This window comes from Marinococcus sp. LNHM4E3-1, assembly GCF_056034405.1.
Map to the genome: position 1 here is coordinate 43,316 of NZ_JBQLID010000004.1, position 19,680 is coordinate 62,995.

Annotated in this window: 19 protein-coding genes and 1 riboswitch; of the genes, 5 read left to right on the forward strand and 14 right to left on the reverse strand. The window is 48.8% G+C overall.

Annotation, left to right across the window (positions count from 1 at the left end):
- Window positions 1-197: 197 nt before the first annotated feature.
- The 3 genes from ACTRXI_RS05370 to ACTRXI_RS05380 are packed head-to-tail and all read right to left on the reverse strand — an operon-like array spanning window position 198 to window position 2,064.
- Window positions 198-1,184, reverse strand: coding sequence for an aldo/keto reductase (locus ACTRXI_RS05370; protein WP_474261432.1), 987 nt, complete (start codon window positions 1,182-1,184; stop codon window positions 198-200).
- Window positions 1,185-1,244: 60 nt separating this feature from the next.
- Entirely contained in the window at window positions 1,245-1,595 is a 351-nt protein-coding gene (locus ACTRXI_RS05375; protein ID WP_474261433.1) for an avidin-fold protein, read from the reverse strand.
- Between the two features lie 13 nt (window positions 1,596-1,608).
- Window positions 1,609-2,064, reverse strand: a complete 456-nt coding sequence (locus ACTRXI_RS05380; RefSeq protein ID WP_474261434.1) for a hypothetical protein — start codon at window positions 2,062-2,064, stop codon at window positions 1,609-1,611.
- A gap of 124 nt (window positions 2,065-2,188) precedes the next feature.
- Here ACTRXI_RS05380 and thiT point away from each other — a divergent pair, with 124 nt between their 5' ends.
- Both thiT and ACTRXI_RS05390 read left to right on the forward strand, forming a co-directional pair.
- On the forward strand, window positions 2,189-2,749 hold the full coding sequence (gene thiT, locus ACTRXI_RS05385; RefSeq protein ID WP_244897352.1) for an energy-coupled thiamine transporter ThiT: 561 nt from the start codon (window positions 2,189-2,191) through the stop codon (window positions 2,747-2,749).
- Window positions 2,750-2,871: 122 nt separating this feature from the next.
- A complete protein-coding gene (locus tag ACTRXI_RS05390; protein WP_474261435.1) occupies window positions 2,872-3,915 on the forward strand; it encodes an oxidoreductase in 1,044 nt (347 codons plus the stop codon).
- A 106-nt stretch (window positions 3,916-4,021) separates the two neighbouring features.
- On the opposite strand, the gene ACTRXI_RS05395 is transcribed toward ACTRXI_RS05390, so the two are convergent.
- Window positions 4,022-4,627 carry a GntR family transcriptional regulator gene (locus ACTRXI_RS05395; RefSeq protein ID WP_474261436.1) on the reverse strand — a complete coding sequence of 202 codons (606 nt, stop codon included), beginning with the start codon at window positions 4,625-4,627 and terminating at the stop codon, window positions 4,022-4,024.
- Between the two features lie 193 nt (window positions 4,628-4,820).
- Between ACTRXI_RS05395 and ACTRXI_RS05400 the strand changes: the two genes are divergently transcribed.
- Both ACTRXI_RS05400 and ACTRXI_RS05405 read left to right on the forward strand, forming a co-directional pair.
- Window positions 4,821-5,714 carry an NAD(P)-binding domain-containing protein gene (locus ACTRXI_RS05400; protein ID WP_474261437.1) on the forward strand — a complete coding sequence of 298 codons (894 nt, stop codon included), beginning with the start codon at window positions 4,821-4,823 and terminating at the stop codon, window positions 5,712-5,714.
- Window positions 5,711-7,138 (forward strand): four-carbon acid sugar kinase family protein, encoded by a 1,428-nt coding sequence (locus ACTRXI_RS05405; protein ID WP_474261438.1) that lies wholly within the window; start codon window positions 5,711-5,713, stop codon window positions 7,136-7,138. Before ACTRXI_RS05400 ends, ACTRXI_RS05405 begins: the two co-directional genes overlap by 4 nt.
- A gap of 43 nt (window positions 7,139-7,181) precedes the next feature.
- Here ACTRXI_RS05405 and thiE read toward each other — a convergent pair whose 3' ends face one another.
- From thiE to coaW, 6 genes are all read right to left on the reverse strand, one after another.
- Window positions 7,182-7,841 carry a thiamine phosphate synthase gene (gene thiE / locus ACTRXI_RS05410; protein ID WP_474261439.1) on the reverse strand — a complete coding sequence of 220 codons (660 nt, stop codon included), beginning with the start codon at window positions 7,839-7,841 and terminating at the stop codon, window positions 7,182-7,184.
- A gap of 12 nt (window positions 7,842-7,853) precedes the next feature.
- Window positions 7,854-8,657 (reverse strand): hydroxyethylthiazole kinase, encoded by an 804-nt coding sequence (gene thiM / locus ACTRXI_RS05415; RefSeq protein WP_474261440.1) that lies wholly within the window; start codon window positions 8,655-8,657, stop codon window positions 7,854-7,856.
- Between the two features lie 17 nt (window positions 8,658-8,674).
- Entirely contained in the window at window positions 8,675-9,487 is an 813-nt protein-coding gene (gene thiD, locus ACTRXI_RS05420; protein ID WP_474261441.1) for a bifunctional hydroxymethylpyrimidine kinase/phosphomethylpyrimidine kinase, read from the reverse strand.
- A gap of 100 nt (window positions 9,488-9,587) precedes the next feature.
- Window positions 9,588-9,687, reverse strand: a riboswitch (TPP riboswitch).
- A 41-nt stretch (window positions 9,688-9,728) separates the two neighbouring features.
- Complete coding sequence (locus tag ACTRXI_RS05425; RefSeq protein ID WP_474261442.1) at window positions 9,729-13,088, reverse strand: efflux RND transporter permease subunit; 3,360 nt, start codon at window positions 13,086-13,088, stop codon at window positions 9,729-9,731.
- 131 nt (window positions 13,089-13,219) lie between these two features.
- Window positions 13,220-13,678: a MarR family winged helix-turn-helix transcriptional regulator gene (locus ACTRXI_RS05430; RefSeq protein WP_474261443.1), complete on the reverse strand. Its 459-nt coding sequence runs from the start codon at window positions 13,676-13,678 to the stop codon at window positions 13,220-13,222.
- 5 nt (window positions 13,679-13,683) lie between these two features.
- Window positions 13,684-14,544 (reverse strand): type II pantothenate kinase, encoded by an 861-nt coding sequence (gene coaW / locus ACTRXI_RS05435; RefSeq protein WP_474261444.1) that lies wholly within the window; start codon window positions 14,542-14,544, stop codon window positions 13,684-13,686.
- A gap of 244 nt (window positions 14,545-14,788) precedes the next feature.
- Between coaW and cls the strand changes: the two genes are divergently transcribed.
- The gene (gene cls / locus ACTRXI_RS05440) at window positions 14,789-16,246 is read left to right on the forward strand and encodes a cardiolipin synthase (protein WP_474261445.1); all 1,458 of its coding nucleotides are present in this window, start codon (window positions 14,789-14,791) and stop codon (window positions 16,244-16,246) included.
- A gap of 45 nt (window positions 16,247-16,291) precedes the next feature.
- Here cls and ACTRXI_RS05445 read toward each other — a convergent pair whose 3' ends face one another.
- The 4 genes from ACTRXI_RS05445 to ACTRXI_RS05460 form a co-directional block, all read right to left on the reverse strand.
- Window positions 16,292-17,425, reverse strand: coding sequence for a glycerate kinase family protein (locus ACTRXI_RS05445; protein ID WP_474261446.1), 1,134 nt, complete (start codon window positions 17,423-17,425; stop codon window positions 16,292-16,294).
- 21 nt (window positions 17,426-17,446) lie between these two features.
- Window positions 17,447-17,896, reverse strand: coding sequence for a hypothetical protein (locus tag ACTRXI_RS05450; protein WP_474261447.1), 450 nt, complete (start codon window positions 17,894-17,896; stop codon window positions 17,447-17,449).
- A 96-nt stretch (window positions 17,897-17,992) separates the two neighbouring features.
- A complete protein-coding gene (locus ACTRXI_RS05455; protein WP_474261449.1) occupies window positions 17,993-18,475 on the reverse strand; it encodes a GtrA family protein in 483 nt (160 codons plus the stop codon).
- 31 nt (window positions 18,476-18,506) lie between these two features.
- Window positions 18,507-19,667: a glycosyltransferase family 4 protein gene (locus ACTRXI_RS05460; RefSeq protein WP_474261450.1), complete on the reverse strand. Its 1,161-nt coding sequence runs from the start codon at window positions 19,665-19,667 to the stop codon at window positions 18,507-18,509.
- Between the last annotated feature and the right edge of the window lie 13 nt (window positions 19,668-19,680).

Genomic DNA, 19,680 nt, shown 5'->3' on the forward strand with positions numbered 1-19,680 from the left:
CTGCACGAACACAATTAAAGGAAAATACAAATACGACAGGAGCGATGTTGACACGATTAAACAAACAGATCCAAATGCTGTAAAGCACCTCTAGCGCACGCAGACTTTTTCATTTATGTATAACTATTCGCTGATCTCTCTCCAGCATCCTTTATTTCATAAAAAAATACCGCGCTTAGCGCAGCATTTTTATTTCTTTATCTGGTCGGCGGGGCCATGAATTCAGGTCCAACCGGGTCTTTTACATGCTTATTTACAATTTCGTTCACGGCTTTCATATCCGTCTGATCGAGCTGCCAGTTCATAATTTCCTCAATGCCGTTCATCTGATCCGGGCGGCGGCCGCCCCAAAGGGCTGTGCTTGTACCCGGCTGGTCCAGCACCCAGCGGACAGCTAAATGAATCACGCGCTTGTCATATTTATTTTTCACGTATTGATCGAGTTCATTTACCGCCGCAATATACTGTGGAAAACGGTCTGCCTGAAACTTTGGATCCCCGTTGCGGAGATCATCACCTTCAAATGTCGTATTTTCCGTCATTTTGCCGCTTAACAGCCCGCGGCACAGTGAACCATACAGCAGCGTGGAAATTCCCTGCTTTTCAGCATAAGGCAGAATGTCTTTTTCGATGCCCCGTTCAAAAATGTTATACGGCGGCTGTATAACGTGAACCGGTGCCGTTTTTTGAAATTCTTCGAGCTGCTCCACAGTGAAATTACTGACCGCTATTGCACGGATTTTACCAGCATCGAGCACTTCCTTCATGGCTCCTGCCGTTTCGGCCATATCTGCTTTAGGATCCGGCCAGTGCACATGATAAATATCGATATGGTCAGTCTGAAGCCGCTGCAGGGAATCATCAATTTCCCGGTGGATCCGGGCAGCCGTACCGTCCCGGAAGGCACCTTCATCGTTCCAGTTCATGCCGCACTTGCTCGAAAGTACAACGTTTTGCCGTTTATTATCATGTTTTAACGCTTTTCCGACAATTTTTTCTGATTCTCCGAACCCGTAAGCAGGAGCAGTATCCACAAGGGTGATGCCTTTATCAAGTGCTGCATGTATCGTTTCAATCGACTGTTTTTCATCTGTACCGCCCCACTGCGTGCCGCCAATAGCCCACGTTCCGAGCCCTATGCGGGACGGGCGAAGATTCGTGCCGGCAATTGAAGTATGTTCCATGCTGAAAGTCTCCTTTGTATGATGCGTAGTTGAACATACTTTTCCTCCAATGCCAGCATTTTAAACCGTGTCGCTTTTTAATTCCTCTACGATAGATGTCCCCTTCTCACTGCTTTCATCCTGCCACTGCCAATGTTCATGCAGGCGGATTCTCCCGTCTTCCAGCACTTCCGGAACCGAATAGCACCTGCCGCCCCGGAGGCTCCAGTCCTCGTTTACATGATTGTAGCGGAATTCCGGATCTCCATTTGCATACACTTTTCCAATTAGAACACCGGAAACGACTTCACCACCCGAATAGCGGGCCCGAAGCACTGATCCCTCCTGCTCGTAATAAAAAACAGTCTGCCCTGATACCTCTCCGCCTGCGCTGTTCTCTATACCTGCAAACTGTCTGCCATGATAATTCACTGCTTTTCCTCCTTCACTGCCCAAGCGAACGGGCTAATTGGTTTGAAAACATGATGACCGCCAGAAAAAACGGACCGGAGCCTGCCATGATCCAGGCAACGGTCTGTGCCTGCACAAACTGGGTAATAAAAAATGACATGGAGGACGCCATCGTCACAATGACGAAAAAGCCATCGAGCTGATAGGCGTAGATAATCGATACGCCGTAAAAAATGCCAAGAAAACCGAAAAAAAACGTACCCAGAATTGGATACAGAATATGATACTGATACGGCTCTACGAGCTTAAGAAGAAGCACTCCGACAATCGAACCAAGGTACGTGCATACCGCTAAAAGAAAAGCCAGATTGGGAAAAAGCTGCACCTCCCCCAGTATAATTGTATAAAATATAAATAACAGCAGGGTAACCGTACAGGCGGCTCCGCTGCCCTTTAAATACTCTCTCAGCATATCTGTCGATGTATCCATGCAATCCTCTCCCTGTTTCTTCCTTCTTTTCATATTATATCAGACAAACCCCTCTCCTTGGCGTTTCTTTCTTTTTCCTATTATGCTAAGATAGTATCGGTAAATTCCAGGGAGGTGTTCATCGTTGGAGAGGGGTAAACGTTTAGCAATTATGATAGAAACAGCATTCATGGCTGCTCTCTCTTTTATTTTAGGATTTCTTGAATTCGGCGGACCGTGGCTCGCCGGCGGTTCGATTTCTTTTATTATGGTTCCTATTTTTCTAATGGCTTTTCGCCGCGGATGGAAAGCGGGACTTGCCACAGGGTTTTTGGCAGGAATGCTCCAGCTTCTGCAGGGCGCAACTATCGTTCACCCTGTTCAGCTCGTTCTTGAATACCCGATCGCTTACACGGTGCTCGGATTTGCTGCGATTTTTACGACACATGCTGTATTCCGGGAACGGATTCCTTATCTCCTGATGCTTATCGGTATTGTTTTCGGGGCACTGCTTCGCTATATCGACCATTTTGTCTCAGGCGTTATCTGGTTTGGAAGCTACGCTCCGGAAGGTACACCTGTGGTAGCGTATTCGGCACTTTACAACGCTTCGTATTTAATTCCGCAAACCATTATTACCGTTATTATTCTGTTTGTTATCGCAAAATACCGTCCGAAATTTTTTGATCAGCCGAAATGGAAATAGCATGTTAATGCAAAACACTTTAAAGCGGCAGTCGTCCTGCCGCTTTTTTCTATGATGGAGACGTTTCCTTTTCCGGTCCCGGGGGAAAAGTTTATTAACAACTTTTGAGGAGGTCGTCAGTCATGCAGCCAATCAATACTGCTATTATCGCTTTTGGTTTTTCAGGGTCTGTGTTTCATACACCTATTATTGAAAAAAGCGATCACTTTAACATCCGTCTCGTTTCATCCTCGAGTCCGGAAAAAGTACATGAACGGCTTCCGGATGTTGAAGTTACCACTGAAGCAGAGGAAGCCTGCCGGCGGGAGGATATTGATCTTGTGGTCATTACGAGCCCAAACACGACGCATTACCCTCTGGCTAAAGCTGCAATTGAAAACGGCAAGCATGTTGTTTTGGAAAAACCATTTGTTCCTACATATGAGGAAGCCGTAGAGCTGACAGAGCTCGCCGAAGCAAATGATGTCGTTTTAAGCGTATATCACAATCGCCGCTGGGACGGTGATTTTTTGACGATCCGTTCCTTGCTGGAAGTAGGGGCGCTTGGCGACGTTCACACCTTTCAGGGTACGTGGAACGACTATGCTCCGGAGGTGGAGGGGCTCTGGCGTGAGCAGGACCTGCCAGGCTCGGGAAGCTGGTTTGATTTAGGAGCCCATTTCATTGATCAGGCGCTTGAACTGTTCGGTATGCCGGAAACCATTTTCGCTGACCTTGAAATGCAGCGTCCGAAAACGAATAATACCGATTATTTTCATGCGATTCTTGGGTATCCGAACCAGCGGGTTATTTTACAATCCAGCTTTCTTGCTGTCGGAGAAGTTCCGAGATATATTGTGCATGGAACGAAAGGCAGCTTTGTAAAATACGGCTTTGATCCCCAGGAGGATATGCTGATTAACGGGAAAACACCCGGGGATCAGGGATGGGGCCTGGAAGACGAAACTTACTACGGGACGTATACCGATGCGTATGGAGGCACTGAAAAAATCCCTACGCATCAGGGATCGTACGAATCCTATTACGAAAGGATCGCCCAGGCCATCCAGGAGGATGGTAAAAATCCGGTGACCGCCATTGAAGCAAGCAGAGTCATCCGGCTGCTCGAGCTCGCCGAAAAAAGTGATTGGGAAAAACGTGTCATTCCAGTCTCCTTTAATAAATAATAATGCTTTTCCCGGATTCCCTCCGTGCTTATGGGTTTTTATTACCCCTGTCTGCATGGGGGATTTTTATTTCCAGGATTGGGACAGTAGAAGTATGTCACCGGTCTCACCACGAATGAACGGAGAAATCCAGGTCCTTCTTTAAGTGGCTCTTCATCAGCGCTTCTGCCTCGTCCTCATCGTGATGCCGGATCGCTTCAAGTATTGCTTCGTGCTCTTCAATCAGACGCGGCCTCTGGTGATACACCACTGTTCTCCGGAACAAAAAAATAACTGACTGCATCCGTTCAATGGTATCAATTAGTACATCGTTATTGCTCGCACTGACAATAATATCGTGAAATTCCTTATTTGCTTCCATTATTTCCTCTGTTGTTCCCTGCTTTGCCGTCTCTATACACCTCTGCAGGCCTTCTATCCGGTCAGGACCCATGTAACGGGCAGCCTGGCGGACAGCAAACCCTTCGAGCAGTATCCGCACATCAAACGTATTCATTAAATCTTTAATAGTTGGATTAATCACCCGTTTGTCTTTAATCAAGCCCTCCTCTTCAAGCTTGCGCATTGCATCCCTTACAGGTGTCCGGCTGACCCCAAGTTCGTCTGCCAGTTTTACTTCCGTTAATTTTTCCCCGCGTCCATATTTTTCCTCAAATATGGCATCCCGAATTTTTTCGTATGCCGTATCCGAAGCAGAGTGCTGTTGCTTCATCGTGCCGTCATCCCTTCTGCTGCAATCCTCTGATTTCATTTCTTATTCTTATTATACCTATCTAATAGAAATTAAACCAACTCGCTATTCAATGTATACAATAAACATAAAATTGTGTACAATTATCTTCATTGAAAGCCTTATCAATGATAATAAAAAATTTCCACTTTACGAAATGAAGGAGTGAAACGATATGAATATCGGACAAATTGGTTTAGGCATTATGGGAGGGCCGATGGCCGAAAATCTTCTGAAGGCCGGTTTTGCACTGAAGGGATTTGATATCCACCCTACAGCCAGAGAGCGGGTAACGGAAGCAGGCGGGAAAGCTGCTGATTCGGCAGGGGAAGCTGCTGAACACAGCGACATTATTATCACAATGCTCCCCACCACAGCCATACTCGATGAAGTAATAATTAATGACATTCTGCCAGTCGTAAAAAAGGGAGCCATCGTAATTGATATGAGCTCTGTCTCCCCCGTGGACTCCAAGCGTTGGGCAGAGAGGCTTCAGGAAAAAGAAGCAGCCTTTTTGGATGCGCCGGTAAGCGGCGGTGAACCGAAAGCGATAGACGGTACGCTTTCCATCATGGCTGGCGGCAGCGATTACGCTTTTGCTGCTGCTTATCCAGTGCTGCGGGCTGTTGGCACAGACGTCACACATGTTGGTGAAGTGGGAGCCGGATCCACTACGAAGCTTGCCAATCAAATATTAGTAAATGTCACGATGGCAGCCATGTCGGAAGCCGTTCTTCTCGCTTCCAAAGCAGGAGCGGACATTGATAAAGTATATGAAGCCATCCGCAACGGCCTGGCCGGCAGCAGTGTACTCGATGCAAAAATCCCAAAAATTCTCGAACGGGACTTTACTGCAGGCGGACGCATTGACATTAATTTAAAGGATCTCTCTAACGTGCTTCAAACCGGCAAATCCCTCGGGGTCCCCCTGCCGCTTGCATCGGATGTGGCTGAAATGTATGAATCGATGATTGCGCACGGCAAACAATCCGACGATCACAGCGGCGTGCTTCAGCACTACGAAATGCTTGCGAACTATTCAGTGCCAAAAGGAGGAAAACACGGATGACACAGATAAATAGTTACATTAACTCCCTTCCAGATTACGATGAGAAGAAAGTAGATGCTTTTTTTACGGAAGCAGCCGAAAATATACCTCACAAAATCATCTCCCTCGACGACGATCCTACCGGTGTTCAGACTGTCCACGGCGTGCCGGTGTATACAGACTGGGAGGAGTCGACTATTCGGGAGGCCTTTGAAGACGAGCGGCAGCTCATCTTCATCCTCACAAATTCGCGTTCCTTCTCTGAAGCCGAAACAACGAAAGTCCATACTGACATCGCAGAGCGAATAGCCCGCGTATCTGAAGAAAAAAATCAGCCATTTCTGCTGATCAGCCGGGGAGACTCCACCCTGCGAGGTCACTATCCGCTGGAAACAGAGGTTTTAAAGGATACGCTCGAGGCCCGGACAGGCAAAGCAGTGGACGGAGAAATTCTTATTCCCTTTTTTGAACAGGGCAACCGGCGGACCGCTTTCGACGTCCACTATATTCAGCAGGGGGAAACCTTTGTACCCGTAGCGGAAACAGAATTTGCCCGCGACCGGATGTTTGGATTTGCTTCGAGCCACCTGGGTGAATACGTTGAAGAAAAAACAAACGGGGAATTTAAAAAGGAAAATGTTATTTCCATCTCTCTTGACGAGCTCCGGGCTCTCGACCTCGAAGCGATCGAGGCTAAACTTGAACAGGCCGCTTCCTTTCAAAAGATCATCGTTAACGCTGTCAGCGAAACAGATGTAAAAGTATTCTGCACAGCCCTGTTCCGCGCCGTGCAGAATCGGAAAAACTTTCTCTTCCGGACGGCGGCGACGTTTACTAAAGAAATTGGCGGTATTATCCGCAAACCGTATTTAGACGCGGAGAGCCTCTTCGAGCACCAAAGTGACAATGGCGGTCTGATTATTATCGGCTCTCATGTGCAAAAATCGACGGAGCAGCTCGAAGCTCTAAAACAGCTGACCGATATCCAATTCGTGGAATTTTATTGTCCTGCAGTAATGGATGAGAATGCCTTCCGTAAGGAAACCCGCCGCGTTCAGCAGATCGTCGATGACTCTATCGAAGGCGGGAATACGGTATGCGTCTACACTTCCCGGGAGCGCATTGACTTAGGAGCGAACCGAAAAGAAGAAGAACTGGCGCTATCCGTAAAAATTTCCGATGCAGTAACAAACTTTGTGAAAAATGCTGCTTCACAGCCGGCATTTGTCGTTGCGAAAGGCGGTATTACATCAAGCGATGTTGGCACGAAGGGGCTGCTCGTAAAAAAAGCAGAAGTGCTCGGGCAGATTGCTCCCGGTGTACCCGTCTGGCAGACAGATGAGAAAAGCCGCTTTCCTGGTATTCCCTATGTAATTTTCCCGGGAAATGTAGGAGAAAAAGAAACATTACAGCACGTCGTACAAACCTTACAGAAGCATATATAACATAAAGAACCGGCGGGAAGTTTGTACTGACCCGCCGGTTCTTCTATTTTTCCTGTTTTTCTGCCGGCCCATTCAAACGGCTGCGAAGTTCTCTTGCAGCATCTTCCGGCTCGTCTGCCAGACTGATCGCAGAGATCAATGACACTCCGTCAGCTCCGGCCTCCACAATATCAGCAGCGTTGGTGGCGTCAATGCCGCCGATACCTACAATCGGAAGAGCAATGCCTTCCGCCCGGAGCCGGCGGATGCCCTCCAGTCCGACTGGAGCTTTGGCATCTTCTTTAGTATCAGTCGCAAACATCGGTCCTACGCCCAGGTAATCCGCCCCGTCTGCAGCCGCCCGGTGTGCTTCTTCAATAGTGCGCACGGATACCCCGATCACCATGCGGGAAGGGCAGCGTTCTTTAACTTTAGAAGCCGGGTCATCCTCCTGTCCGATATGAATCCCGTCTGCTTCGAGCCGGATTGCCATATCCACATCGTCATTAACAATAAACGGAACATTAAAGGCAGCACACTGGGCCTTCATCTTCCAGCCGAGCTTCCATTTTTCCTCTTCAGGCAGTGCCCCCTGGCCTTTTTCGCGGAACTGGAAGCACGTAACACCGCCCTGAAGAGCTTCCTGCAGTACGTCTTCCGGGTTTCGTTCACCTGTATTGTTGCTTCCCATAATAAAATACAGCTTCAAAATCTCTTTATCCATGGTTTCAGCTCCCTATGATTCCTGTTTGACGCGGATATAGTGGCGCAGATCCATTTCCTGTGTTGCGTGGAGGGCGTTTAATAATTCAATTTGAAAGGAGCCCGGGCCCTCCCTCGTCGTTAGACTGCCTGCGATTTCTGCTGCTGCCCCGTAATAAGCAAGTGCGGCTGCTACTGCTCCAGCCGAATGCTGAACGGTTAAAAAGGATGCTGCGATCGAACTGAGAAGACAGCCGGTGCCGGTTACTTTGGTCAGCAGCGTATGGCCATTCTGCACGATAAATACTTCGCCCTGATGAGCGACCGCGTCTTCCACTCCGGTCACCGCGGCAATTGCTTCAAACTTTCTTGCAGCTTCTTTGGCAAGCTCCGGGTTATCTGCTTCTCCCGAAGCGTCTACGCCCTGTACATTCCCGCTTTCGCCGAGCAGCGCGGCCATTTCTCCTGCATTTGCCCGGATCAGCGCCACGTCCAGCTCTTCGAGAAGAGCAATCGCCGTTTCGGTCCGATAAGCCGTCGCGCCTGCCCCTACGGGATCCAGTACAACGGGGATGCCTTTTTCATTGGCTGCTTTGCCGGCGATCCGCATCGCCTTCACCTGTTCGCGGTTCAGCGTACCAATATTGAGTACAAGTGCGTTCGCTGCTTTTGCCATTTCGGCTGCTTCCTCCGGCGCGTTTGCCATAACCGGGGATGCGCCCATCGACAGCAGTCCATTTGCAGTAAAATTGGTTACTACTGTGTTCGTAATATTATGAATCAGCGGCCGGGTTTTTCGTACTTCCTCCAGCAGACCTATAACTTCCTTTGCTTTCATGCCGATCCCTCATTTCTTTATTTTAATAGTTGATCGAGTGGAACGCGCACTCCCCAGTGGTTGACAGGCCCATTGCCTTTACCGATCTCAAGGGGGTGTGCAATCGCATTGGTAATATATTCTTTGCTTTCCTGCACTGCCAGATAGATGGACTTGCCCCGTGCAAGCTTTGCGGCAATCGCGGCTGATAGTGTACAGCCTGTCCCGTGCGTGTGCTTTGTATCCGTCCGCGGCGAACGGAAATAATGAATTTCTCCATCGACGTACAAAATATCGACTGCGTCTTCTTTCATATGGCCGCCCTTAACAAGCGCTGCCCGGGCCCCTAATTCATCAACAATTTTTTTAGCAGCTGCTTCCATCTCTTCGAGGTTCTGGACCTGAAAGTCCGTCAGGCTTGCTGCCTCAGCCATATTCGGCGTGACGACTGCGGCCAGAGGAAGAAATTCATTTTTCATAACTTCAAGCGTCTCCTTCTCAGACAGAGAATCGCCGCTTGTGGCAACCATCACCGGGTCAATAACCACCGGCAGGTCGTATTTTTTCAGCATGTTCACCGTCGTGCGGATCATATCCGGCGTTGCGATCATTCCGGTTTTTACCGCATCCGGCATAATATCATCAAAGACGGAATCCAGCTGGGCCTGAAGCAGACTGGTGCTCATATGCTCCACCTTTTGGACCCCGGTTGTATTTTGTGCGAGCACGCTCGTAATAGCAGACATCCCGTAGGCTTCACATTCCTGAAATGCTTTCAGGTCAGCCTGGATCCCAGCCCCGCCGGTAGGATCTGTTCCGGCGATGGTTAATACTTTAGGTACTTGTGGCATTCGTTGTATCCTCCTTTAGAAGGAATCCTGCTTTAGGTTCAAAAAAAGCTCACTCCCTGAAAGTAGAGAGTGAGCTTTGGCGTATACGTACGTATTTGTATAAAACGAAGCTCCACTTCCCTACGCTGGTACTACCCAGATCAGGTTCGAAGGGACCAAGAATGGTTCTTGTCTCAGCGCAGGCGCCCCTAGCGGATTCCTTACTATTTTTCTTAATCGTACGTGACGCACAGTCCTAATGTCAATTTTTTTCATCATCGCCGGATTTTTTATTTTTGTCCGAATCCTTCGAGGAACGGTCCCGTTCCTCATTTTGTGAGTTGCCGACGATACGTTCGAGAAGGTACAGAATCTCATCCCGCGACAGGTCTTCGCGTTTTTTATCTTCTACATTCTCAGGTTCCTTGCTCTGTTCTGCAGCTTCATTATTCTGCTGGTCTTCATTATTATTCCGTTCTTCCTGTTCTCTCTTTTCCCGTTCCTTTCGCCGTTCTTCTACTTCCCAGCCGTACATGTAGCCCCCGTCCGGCATGGCGAATTTTTTATTCATGCTTCTTGTTTCTTTGGTAAACAAGGTATAGAGCGTTGGAATAATAAACAGCGTCAGGAACGTACTGCTGATGAGACCGCCGATGACTGCAATACCCATCGGCTGCTGAATTTCTGCTCCTTCCCCAAATCCGAGGGCAAGCGGCAGCACCCCAAGGATAGTCGTAGAAGCTGTCATCAGGATAGGGCGTGCCCGCTTTTTCACAGATTCAATAACGGCTTCTCTTACCGGCAGCCCCCGTTCCACCAGCTGATTCGTATAATCAACAAGCACAATCGCGTTGTTAACAACAATACCCGCAAGTACAATCAAGCCGATAAACACTGTGATACTTAGTGGTGTCTGGGTCGCAAACAAGGCAAGCATAACACCGATCACGACCAGCGGTACGCTGAACATTACCACAAACGGATATTTGAATGATTCAAACTGTCCAGCCATTACGAGATAAATGAACACTACCGCCAGCAGGAAGGCAAACACCAGACTCTGAATGCTGTCATCGAGAAGCTCCTGTTCGCCGGAGAAGTTCAATGTAGTCGCCGCTCCGGTATCTACATCGTCAATCGTATCCTCAATTAACGTAGAGGTTTCGTTCAGACTCGTTCCGGAGCCGTATGTGACTGTAAACTCAGTACTCCGCTCCTGGTCAAGCCGGTTAATAACCGCTGGCCCCTCTCCTTCTTCAATATCAGCCACGTCGCTTAAGCTGACGTATTCTCCTTCCGGAGTAGCGAGCTGCAGACTTTCAAGGTCCTCCTGGTTTTCAAGGGAATCCTCTGCATACTGCACGTTCACATTCAGCGGGCCTTCATTATCCGTCTGGATTGTCGACGCCACTTCCCCGCTTGTAGTACTGTTTACCGTCTGCGCGATTTCAGCCGGCGTCAGGCCATTATCCTGCGCATCGTCTTCGTTAATCTGCACCTGAATTTCCGGAGCAGTCTCTTCATCTGACGTTTCTACATTCCGAATCGTGTTTTCACTTTCAAGCTCCGACTGTACTGCGTCTGCATCTTCAGCGAGTCGCTCTTCATTTTCGTTTGAGAGCGTAAATTCCACGGAATTTGCTTCTCCGCCGCCGATGGCTGCAGAAGACGATAACGAAATATCTGCCTGCTCGTCCGTGTTTTCCACATCGGACTCAATTTCTTCAATCATTTCCTCGGTCGATATGTCCCGGTCTTCGAGATCCTCCATTGTAACTGTAATAGAAGCTTCATTGGATCCCGAGCTTCCACCGCCTCCGGCTGCAACTCCACTGCCGCCCGAGCCGACTACCGCCATATAGCTTGCAATCTCATCCTGGTTTTCAAGCACGCTTTCAATTTCGTCGACCGTTTCTCCGGTCGTTTCCAGATTTGTGCCATTTTCTTTTTCAACATTGATCGTGAAAAAGCCCTGATCTGTCGTCGGGATAAAGTTCACCCCGGTCTGGGCAATGCCGCCGGCTCCGCCAAGCAGCAGGAGCAGTGTTAACAGCAGAGCGACAGCGCGGTGACCGAGGACCCAGCGGATCGAACGGTCCAGAAATCTCATCGGCCTGGATTTTTCACGCTTTACTTCCCTGTCTTCCGGCAGCGGCTTCAGCACACGGCTTGCAATCATCGGCACAACCGTGACAGCTACAAGCAGAGAAGCAAGCAGACTGAAGGCTACTGATAAAGCAAAGGCCTGGAAAATCTCGCCGACAATACCGGAAATAAAGACGATTGGCAGAAAGACAGCTACTGTCGTCAAGGTCGAAGCTGTAATCGCTCCGGCCACTTCCTTTGTACCGTCTAGAGCTGCCCGCTTAGGGAGTTTTTTCATCGACAGGTGCCTGTATATATTTTCAATAACAACAATCGCATTATCGACAAGCATCCCGATCCCAAGAGCCAGACCGCCCATCGTCATTAAGTTTAAACTCACATCGGTAAAGTAAAGAAATGCAAATGTCACAATTACCGAAAATGGTATCGCAATACCAATAATGAGCGGTGTCGTTAAGTTTCTTAAGAAGAAGAAAAGAACAACCATGGCGAAAACACCGCCGGCAATTAATGCAAGAGCTACGCTGTTAATGGACTGCTGAACGTAATCCCCTTCATCGTAAATAATCGTCGTGTCGAGATCATTGTACTGATCTTCCTCAAGCAGATCGTCCAGCGTATCGTTAAAGTCCGTGGAGACCTGGGCCGTATTGGCATCTGACTCCTTCAGCACGGTCATTTGAATACCGGGCTCCTGGTTCACTTCAGTGTAGGCTGTCTGTTCCTCAGTGGTACGCTCCACTTCTCCTACATCACTGACAGTAACCGTATCCCCGGATTCATCCTGGCCGACCGCCACTTCTTCCAAATCCTCGACTCCGCCAAGTTCATTGACCGTACGGGTCGTCAACGTTTGTTCTCCGGAGGTAATCGTTCCCCCCGGCTGCGTAATATTGTTTGCCTGAACGGCATTAGTGACGTCAGACTGGGTCACGTTGTTGTCTTCAAGCGATTCCTGGTCCAGCGAAATTTCGAATACTTCGTCCAGTCCACCGCTTGTATCAACACTTGCAACTCCTTCAGTGCGTTCAAGCTCGGTTATGATGTCATCCACCTGGCTCTGGGTTTCAGCCAGGCCGTTTCCTTCGGAATAAGCAGCCATTTGAATCATACCCTGCGCATCCGGATCAAACTCGATAAACGAAGGATCTCCCGCATCATCCGGCAGGTTGGCATTGTTCATGGCATTGTTGATTTCCTGCTGCACATCCTCCACTGAAGTGCTCCATGATAGTTCAAGCAGTACAAGGCTTGTGCCTTCCTCTGACTGGGAGGTCATGCGGTCCAGTCCTTCGATAGTAGAGAGCTGCTCTTCCATCGGTTCTGTAACGCTGCTTTCAATTTCTTCCGGGCCGGCGCCCTCATAGTTTGTCGCTACAGCTGCGACCGGTGGTTCAATCTCTGGAAACAGCTGCAAAGGCAGATTCGTCAGCGATACGAAACCCATCATGATAAATAAAATCATGCCGACAATGGTCAGTTTCGGCCGCCGAATAGATGTGCGGGTAATTTTCATGCATCGTTCCTCCATTGGTATGTATATTTCGATAGTTCATCGTCTAAACTGTTAAGTAACTTAACTACACAAACAACCTTAAACGACTGGATAGCTTCCGTCAATGAAGATGCATGGGCGGCCTGCTTCTTTTATTTTTTATACGCGTTATTAATTTCTTCCTCAAGCCGGTGTATAACCTGGGTTGCCTGCTTTAATTCTTCAAGCGGTATTTTGGCAATATACTGATCCACAATATTTTGTTGAAAAATTGTCAATTCTTCTTTCAGCTTCCGGCCTTTCACCCCGTACACGAGCTGGGTTTCTCTTTTGTTTTCTTTATTGGCAGCGCGGTAAAGAAGATCTTCTTCTTCGAGACGCTTCATCGCCTGGCTTACCGCACTTTTTGAAATGCGCAGCCGGTGAGCCATCTCTGTGAGCGTCAGACCCTCGTGCCGCAGGTTCATAAAGAACAGCGCTTCCTGGCGGGTCGTCAATTGCAGCTCCCCAAGCATCGGAACCTCCGGCTGCAGCAGTGTACTAATATTTTCAAGTGTATTTACCGCCTGTTCAAACAGCTCTCTGTGTGTGTATGGTTCCATTTCGCTCATCTTATTCATCCTTTTCCTTCAGCTTTCTTTGCAGCAATCTGCGGCTGTTCGTGCATATAAGCCCCTACAGCTCCACTGAACTCTCCGTAAGGAAGAAAGCATGGTTCTTTTCCCCGGAGCTTCGTGTAGCCGCCAATAATTTCTTTTAAATTGTCGTGCTTATCAAAGGTTGAACCAATATATACTATGGAATCGGTGTTCAGCCGGTCGGCCATCTGAACGCTCATCGTCGTAATCGTTTCACCGATCATCCGTACAACAGCAGCAATGTAGTCTTTATTTTCATACTCATTGTTTTTCATATTCATAATATTTCCGAAGTTGCTGGCCGTAAGATCCCCGGAAATCGGCGGCTCTTCATCAGTATAAATATCCTTTACCTTGACGTTCAGCGACCGTCCGTCCCCTTCTTTTCCAAGACGCAGTATTTCTTCATACGCTTCAATGCCGGTGAGAAGATAGGAAAGACCGATAAGCGTTCCCCCTCCCATCCCGCTGCCGCCAACGCGTTCGTATTCTTCCGGGCCAGCGAAGTGTATTGAGGTCCCGGTCCCGACGTTTGTAATAATATACGTGTCCCCGTAGGTATCGTCTTCATTAAAACGTTTCCGCAAATACGAAACGCCCCTACATGTGGCTTCAAACTCACTGATAGGCTCTGCAGCCCAGGGCAGGGACTTCCTCAGCGTTTCCGCCTTCCCTCCCGTAATATGAATAACTGGATTATCGACCCGCTCTTCAATCCATGTCTGCACCTGCTCCATGTCGGTGAGGGGTATTTTTTTCAGCTCCCATTCATCGTTCACACGGTAAGCAATTTTAATCAGCGTACCGCCTGCATCAATACCGACTACTTCATTTTTCATTCTTTTCCCCCTGTCCCGCGTTCAAATAGTTATATCTTCTGTCGTCTCTTCGTATTTTATCCTACTTCCTGAATAATTGAAAACGATGCAGCACGCCGCTTCTTCCTGTTTTTCTCAAAATTATAGGTTTCCTGCTTCGCAACGGCTTAAATTTTGTTAAAATAATACTACTGCCTAATACGCAGGTATCTATAAATTTAACAAGGTCCTCCGTTTCAACATAGAGGAAGAATGGGGAAAGCAGATGGGCTTCGAGATATTATCCATTTTCTTAGCAATATTATCGATTTTTAATTTATTTTTCGCCTTTGTCATTATCTTTATTGAAAAAAGAAACGCCACCGCCATCTGGGCCTGGATTATGGTGCTGTTTTTTATCCCTTTTCTGGGATTCGTGCTTTATTTAATTTTCGGGCAGAACCTGACTAGAAAACGGCTGTTTGACTGGGCGGATATCGAAAAAATCGGAATTGAAGAGCTGATTCAGGAGCAGATGCATACACTGCGTAATGGCACTTTTCAGTTTTCAGATTCCGTTTCCTCCAAGCACCGGGACCTAATCTATATGCAGCTTGCAAACGACGGGTCGGTGCTTACGAAGGAAAACGATGTCCGGGTGTATACGGACGGCCACGAAAAGTTCGATAATCTGATTAAGGATATCGAGAAGGCTCAGGATCATATTCACCTGCAGTACTACATTCTTCGAAGCGACAACCTCGGACGACGGGTTATCGAAGCACTAAGGAAAAAAGCAGAAGAGGGAGTGGTCGTCCGGCTGCTCTACGATGACATGGGCTCAAGAAAGATGCGTAAAAAAGCACTCCAGGGCCTTGAGGCAGCCGGCGGAGAAGCAGCGGTCTTCTTCCCGAAGCGTTTGCCGATTATTAATTTACGCCTCAATTACCGCAACCACCGGAAAATTGTTGTGATAGACGGAAAAACCTCCTATGTTGGCGGATTTAATATTGGCGATGAATACCTTGGTCTCAGCAAAAAGTTCGGTTACTGGCGGGACACCCACCTGCGTCTGGAAGGGCAGTCTGTCAAAACAGCGCAGACACGGTTCATTCTCGACTGGAACCAGGCTAATTCCAGAAATCCCATCCATTACGAAGAACGTTATTTTCCCACTCTTGCCGAGCCCGGGGAATGCAGCATGCAGATTGTCTCAAGCGGCCCGGACTCCGAATGGGAGCAAATTAAAAATGGATATATAAAAATGATCAACTCCGCCAAGCATTCAGTGTATATCCAGACTCCCTATTTTATTCCGGACGAGAGTCTGATGGATGCCATCCGGATCGCTTCTTTATCGGGGGTCGACGTCCGCATCATGATCCCGAGCATGCCCGATCATCCGTTTGTTTACTGGGCCACGTATTCTCACGTGGGCATTGTTCTTCGTGCCGGCGCCCGTGTTTATATTTACAACAACGGCTTTATTCATGCCAAAACGATTATGGTGGATGATGAAATCAGTTCGGTGGGCACAGCCAATATCGACGTGCGCAGCTTCCGGCTGAACTTCGAAGTGAACGCTTTTATCTACCATGCGGAAACGACGAAACAGTTGACCGATACCTTCTTGTACGATATGAATACGCACTCCTCCGAGCTCACCCTTGAGGCGTACCGGCAGCGCTCGCTCTGGATCCGTATCAAGGAAGCAGTATCCCACCTTCTATCCCCGATTTTATAAACGATGCAAAAATCCGCTGCTTCTCGTTAAGAAGCAGCGGATTTTTTATGTTTTCCACAAACCAGCGAGACTCCGGGCCCAGTTTTCGATGTAACGGGTGCTTTCCTGCATTGCCTGCTCCAGGGAAACGATGCCCGGCACCATACTGAAAGCAGCATCAATGCCCGCTTCATACACCTTTTCATAACCATCGCCGAGCTGGCCGGCAACCGCAACGACCGTACTTCCTTGAGGGGATGCTTTCGCTACTCCAACCGGCGTTTTGCCAAATACGGTCTGAGCATCGATTTTTCCTTCGCCGGTAATAACAAGCGACGCCCCGGCACTTCGTTCAGCGAAGCGGCTCTCTTCAAGCACAATGTCTATGCCCGGCTCAAGCGCAGCATTTAAAAAAGCTATCGCACCGGCCCCCAGGCCTCCCGCTGCCCCAGCTCCCTTTTCCTGAAGCACTGGTTTATCCAGATCCCGTTCAATTACTTCTCCAAGCACACGCAGCGCTTCGTCCAGCTCCTGAACAGCTTCAGTCCCTGCCCCCTTCTGCGGGCCATAGACAGCACTTGCTCCCTCCGGCCCCGTCAGTGGATTCGTGACATCGCAGGCAGCACGCACGGTTACTTCATGAACTCTTTTGTCGAGCCCAGCCGTATCAATGCGGTCCAGATGCTTAAGTGCCCTTCCGCCGGACTCAAGATCATTTCCATTCCGGTCCAGAAAACGAACGCCCAGCGCAGCAGCCATCCCGGCCCCGCCGTCATTTGTGGCACTGCCGCCAAGCCCTAAAATAATCCGCTCCGCTCCATGGTTGAGCGCTTTCAAAATCATCTGTCCTGTACCGTAGGAGGTAGCCGTCAGCGGGTCCCTGCTCTCTTTAGCCACGAGGCCAATTCCTGAAGCTTCGGCCATTTCAATAACAGCTGTGCGGGATTGCTCAATGTAAACAAATTCAGCCTTCACGGTACTTCCGTCCGGCCCGAGTACGTCCACTGTATGAAGCTCTCCGCCAAGGCCGTCGCGTAGCGACTGCGTGGTTCCTTCACCCCCATCGGCCATCGGTATCAGCTCTGTAACAAGACCCTCCGAGTTTCCAATACCCTGGCGGAATCCCCTTTCGATTGCCTGGGCGGCCTCCATAGCTGTCATGCTTTCCTTGAATGAATCCGGTGCGATCACTACTTTCAATTGTTTCTCCTCCTTTACGCTCTACGACTGGTTGGGATAAATAGAAGATGCGTGCTGCTCCAGCATTTTTTCAAACAGCCACTTTTTTTCCGGCAGCGGCAGCATGCAGTCAAAGTTTGTCATATCTTCGTTTTTAAAAAAACCGAGCGTCCCCTGGCAAAAACCGCAATAGGATGTTTGGTGAGTCAGCGGCTGCTCATCCGGGAACCAGTCGTTTGCCGAAGGCACAAATTCGCCGCTCATATTCCAGCCGGTTCCATCGGCTAACTGGACAGAAGCAAGAAGCTTGTACGCTTTCTCCCCTTCTTCTCCGTCTGCAGCTGCCATCTGTACGTAGGAATCCGACACCTGAAGCAGGCGGGGAATTTCATTTTCCCGCAGCTCCCGGAAGGACGGGGTCTCCTGTCCTGTCTGACGCAGGTAGTTCATATGCTCCTTATATCTCGATAAATACAAATGGATAGGCTCCAATTCGTCTCCCCCCTTTTTTCAGTATAGCATGCGTATTCTTTTGACATAATAAAAGAACACCCCGCTCCGCTACAGCAGCGGCTCTGAGATGTTCTTCTACTGGTTTTCTTCCCGTGAAGATTGTTCACGGTTGGGATACCGGCGGTTAAAGTCTTTAAACACAAAGTATTTCATCATAAAGAAACTCGCCGTGAACGAAGCCAGCATGGCCAGTCCCTTAGCCAGGTTCTGGCGGATCCAAGTCGGTACTCCAAGTGCCTGAAACAAAGCATTAAATCCTAAAAATACAGCGTTATTAATACCGAGACTGATCAGTCCCTGAATAATAAACACTAACCGCTGGCGGGTACTTCCTTTCGCAGAATCCCGGAACGTAATAAACACGTTCCAGATGTAGCTGTTTGTTACCGCCAGCGCGTAAGCGATCGTATTAAAAAGCGTTAAAGTCATCCGCTCTTCACTTGGAAAAAGAAATAGAAGCAGATTCAACGCCCCTATATCGACTACAGCATTCGTTACACCAATCGCACTAAACTGAAGCGCCTGAAGAGGACCACGCCGCTTTTGATTCTTACCCATAGAACCCCTCTGTTCTTGATGAAATCTACGCTTACTGGCGTTCTTCTGAAACTGTGTCACTATCTTCCGCCGATTTTGAAACCTTCACACCGGCTGCTTCTTTGTATAAATCCCGGATCTGCTCTGCTGCCGCTTCCCATCCAAAGGTAGCAACATCTGTAAAGGCCTGGTCGGCCAGACGTTTACGGAGGGTTTCATCTTCGAAACGGCAGACCGTGTTTTTAAAGTCATCTTTCGTATGCGGATCATACAAAAGGCCATTTCGTTCCGAGGTCAGCTGTTCCTTTGTGGGCCCGCTTTCTGCAGCAACAAGAGGCAGGCCGGAGGCCATTGCCTCCATAATCACAAGCCCCAGCGTCTCCGTCGTGGAAGGAAAGACAAAAACATCGGAGGAGGCAAACGTAGAAGCCAGCTCATCTCCATGCATAAAACCTGTAAATACAGTGTCCGTGCCTTCGAAATGCTTTTCAAGCTCCTCGCGGTGTGGACCGTCTCCTACGATGGCCAGACAAAACTTGTCCGATTCTTCGAGGACGTCGCGGATTTTTTCGATCTCCTTTTCAGCTGCGAGCCGTCCTACATAAAGCAGCAGCGTTCTGTCGCTTTTTCCACCGGAAAGCCGCTCCCGCATCTTTCTGCTGTGGTGTCTGGGATGGAACTGCTCGGTATCTACTCCCCGTTTCCACAGATGCATGCGTTCAAACCTTTTTTCCTGAAGCTCTTTCTGCACGGTCTGCGAGGTGCAGAGGTTAATGTCCGCTTTATTATGCAGGCGCCGTACATACCACCACATCAGCCATTTCAGCATGCCCAGATTATAGTAGGACATGTACTGGGTCAGATTTGTATGATAGGAGGCAACCAGCGGCACATCCAGCTTTTTCGCATAGTTAACACCCGAATAGCCTACAACCGCAGGGTTTACGACGTGTACGACGTCAGGCCCGAAATCCTGTATATACTTCTTGACTACCCGGTTCGGGAGAGCGAACTTCTTTGAACGATAAAAAGGGAGGGCGCGCGCAGGCACCCCTTTCACTTCTGCTCCATCAAATTCATACACACCCAGATCCGGGGCTACAATCTGTACTTCATGACCATCACGATGCAGCCAGCGTATGCAGGCTGTTAATCGTGTAACAATTCCATCTGTAGAAGGCAGAAAAGTCTCGGTAATGATCATTATCTTCATAGAAGACAACTCC

Bases quoted from the DNA above. Each gene is read 5' to 3' on its own strand.
- ACTRXI_RS05370 (WP_474261432.1), bottom strand. From the start codon at position 1,184: ATGGAACATACTTCAATTGCCGGCACGAATCTTCGCCCGTCCCGCATA.
- ACTRXI_RS05380 (WP_474261434.1), bottom strand. From the start codon at position 2,064: ATGGATACATCGACAGATATGCTGAGAGAGTATTTAAAGGGCAGCGGA.
- ACTRXI_RS05390 (WP_474261435.1), top strand. From the start codon at position 2,872: ATGCAGCCAATCAATACTGCTATTATCGCTTTTGGTTTTTCAGGGTCT.
- ACTRXI_RS05395 (WP_474261436.1), bottom strand. From the start codon at position 4,627: ATGAAGCAACAGCACTCTGCTTCGGATACGGCATACGAAAAAATTCGG.
- ACTRXI_RS05400 (WP_474261437.1), top strand. From the start codon at position 4,821: ATGAATATCGGACAAATTGGTTTAGGCATTATGGGAGGGCCGATGGCC.
- ACTRXI_RS05405 (WP_474261438.1), top strand. From the start codon at position 5,711: ATGACACAGATAAATAGTTACATTAACTCCCTTCCAGATTACGATGAG.
- thiE (WP_474261439.1), bottom strand. From the start codon at position 7,841: ATGGATAAAGAGATTTTGAAGCTGTATTTTATTATGGGAAGCAACAAT.
- thiM (WP_474261440.1), bottom strand. From the start codon at position 8,657: ATGAAAGCAAAGGAAGTTATAGGTCTGCTGGAGGAAGTACGAAAAACC.
- thiD (WP_474261441.1), bottom strand. From the start codon at position 9,487: ATGCCACAAGTACCTAAAGTATTAACCATCGCCGGAACAGATCCTACC.
- ACTRXI_RS05425 (WP_474261442.1), bottom strand. From the start codon at position 13,088: ATGAAAATTACCCGCACATCTATTCGGCGGCCGAAACTGACCATTGTC.
- ACTRXI_RS05430 (WP_474261443.1), bottom strand. From the start codon at position 13,678: ATGAGCGAAATGGAACCATACACACACAGAGAGCTGTTTGAACAGGCG.
- coaW (WP_474261444.1), bottom strand. From the start codon at position 14,544: ATGAAAAATGAAGTAGTCGGTATTGATGCAGGCGGTACGCTGATTAAA.
- cls (WP_474261445.1), top strand. From the start codon at position 14,789: ATGGGCTTCGAGATATTATCCATTTTCTTAGCAATATTATCGATTTTT.
- ACTRXI_RS05455 (WP_474261449.1), bottom strand. From the start codon at position 18,475: ATGGGTAAGAATCAAAAGCGGCGTGGTCCTCTTCAGGCGCTTCAGTTT.
- ACTRXI_RS05460 (WP_474261450.1), bottom strand. From the start codon at position 19,667: ATGAAGATAATGATCATTACCGAGACTTTTCTGCCTTCTACAGATGGA.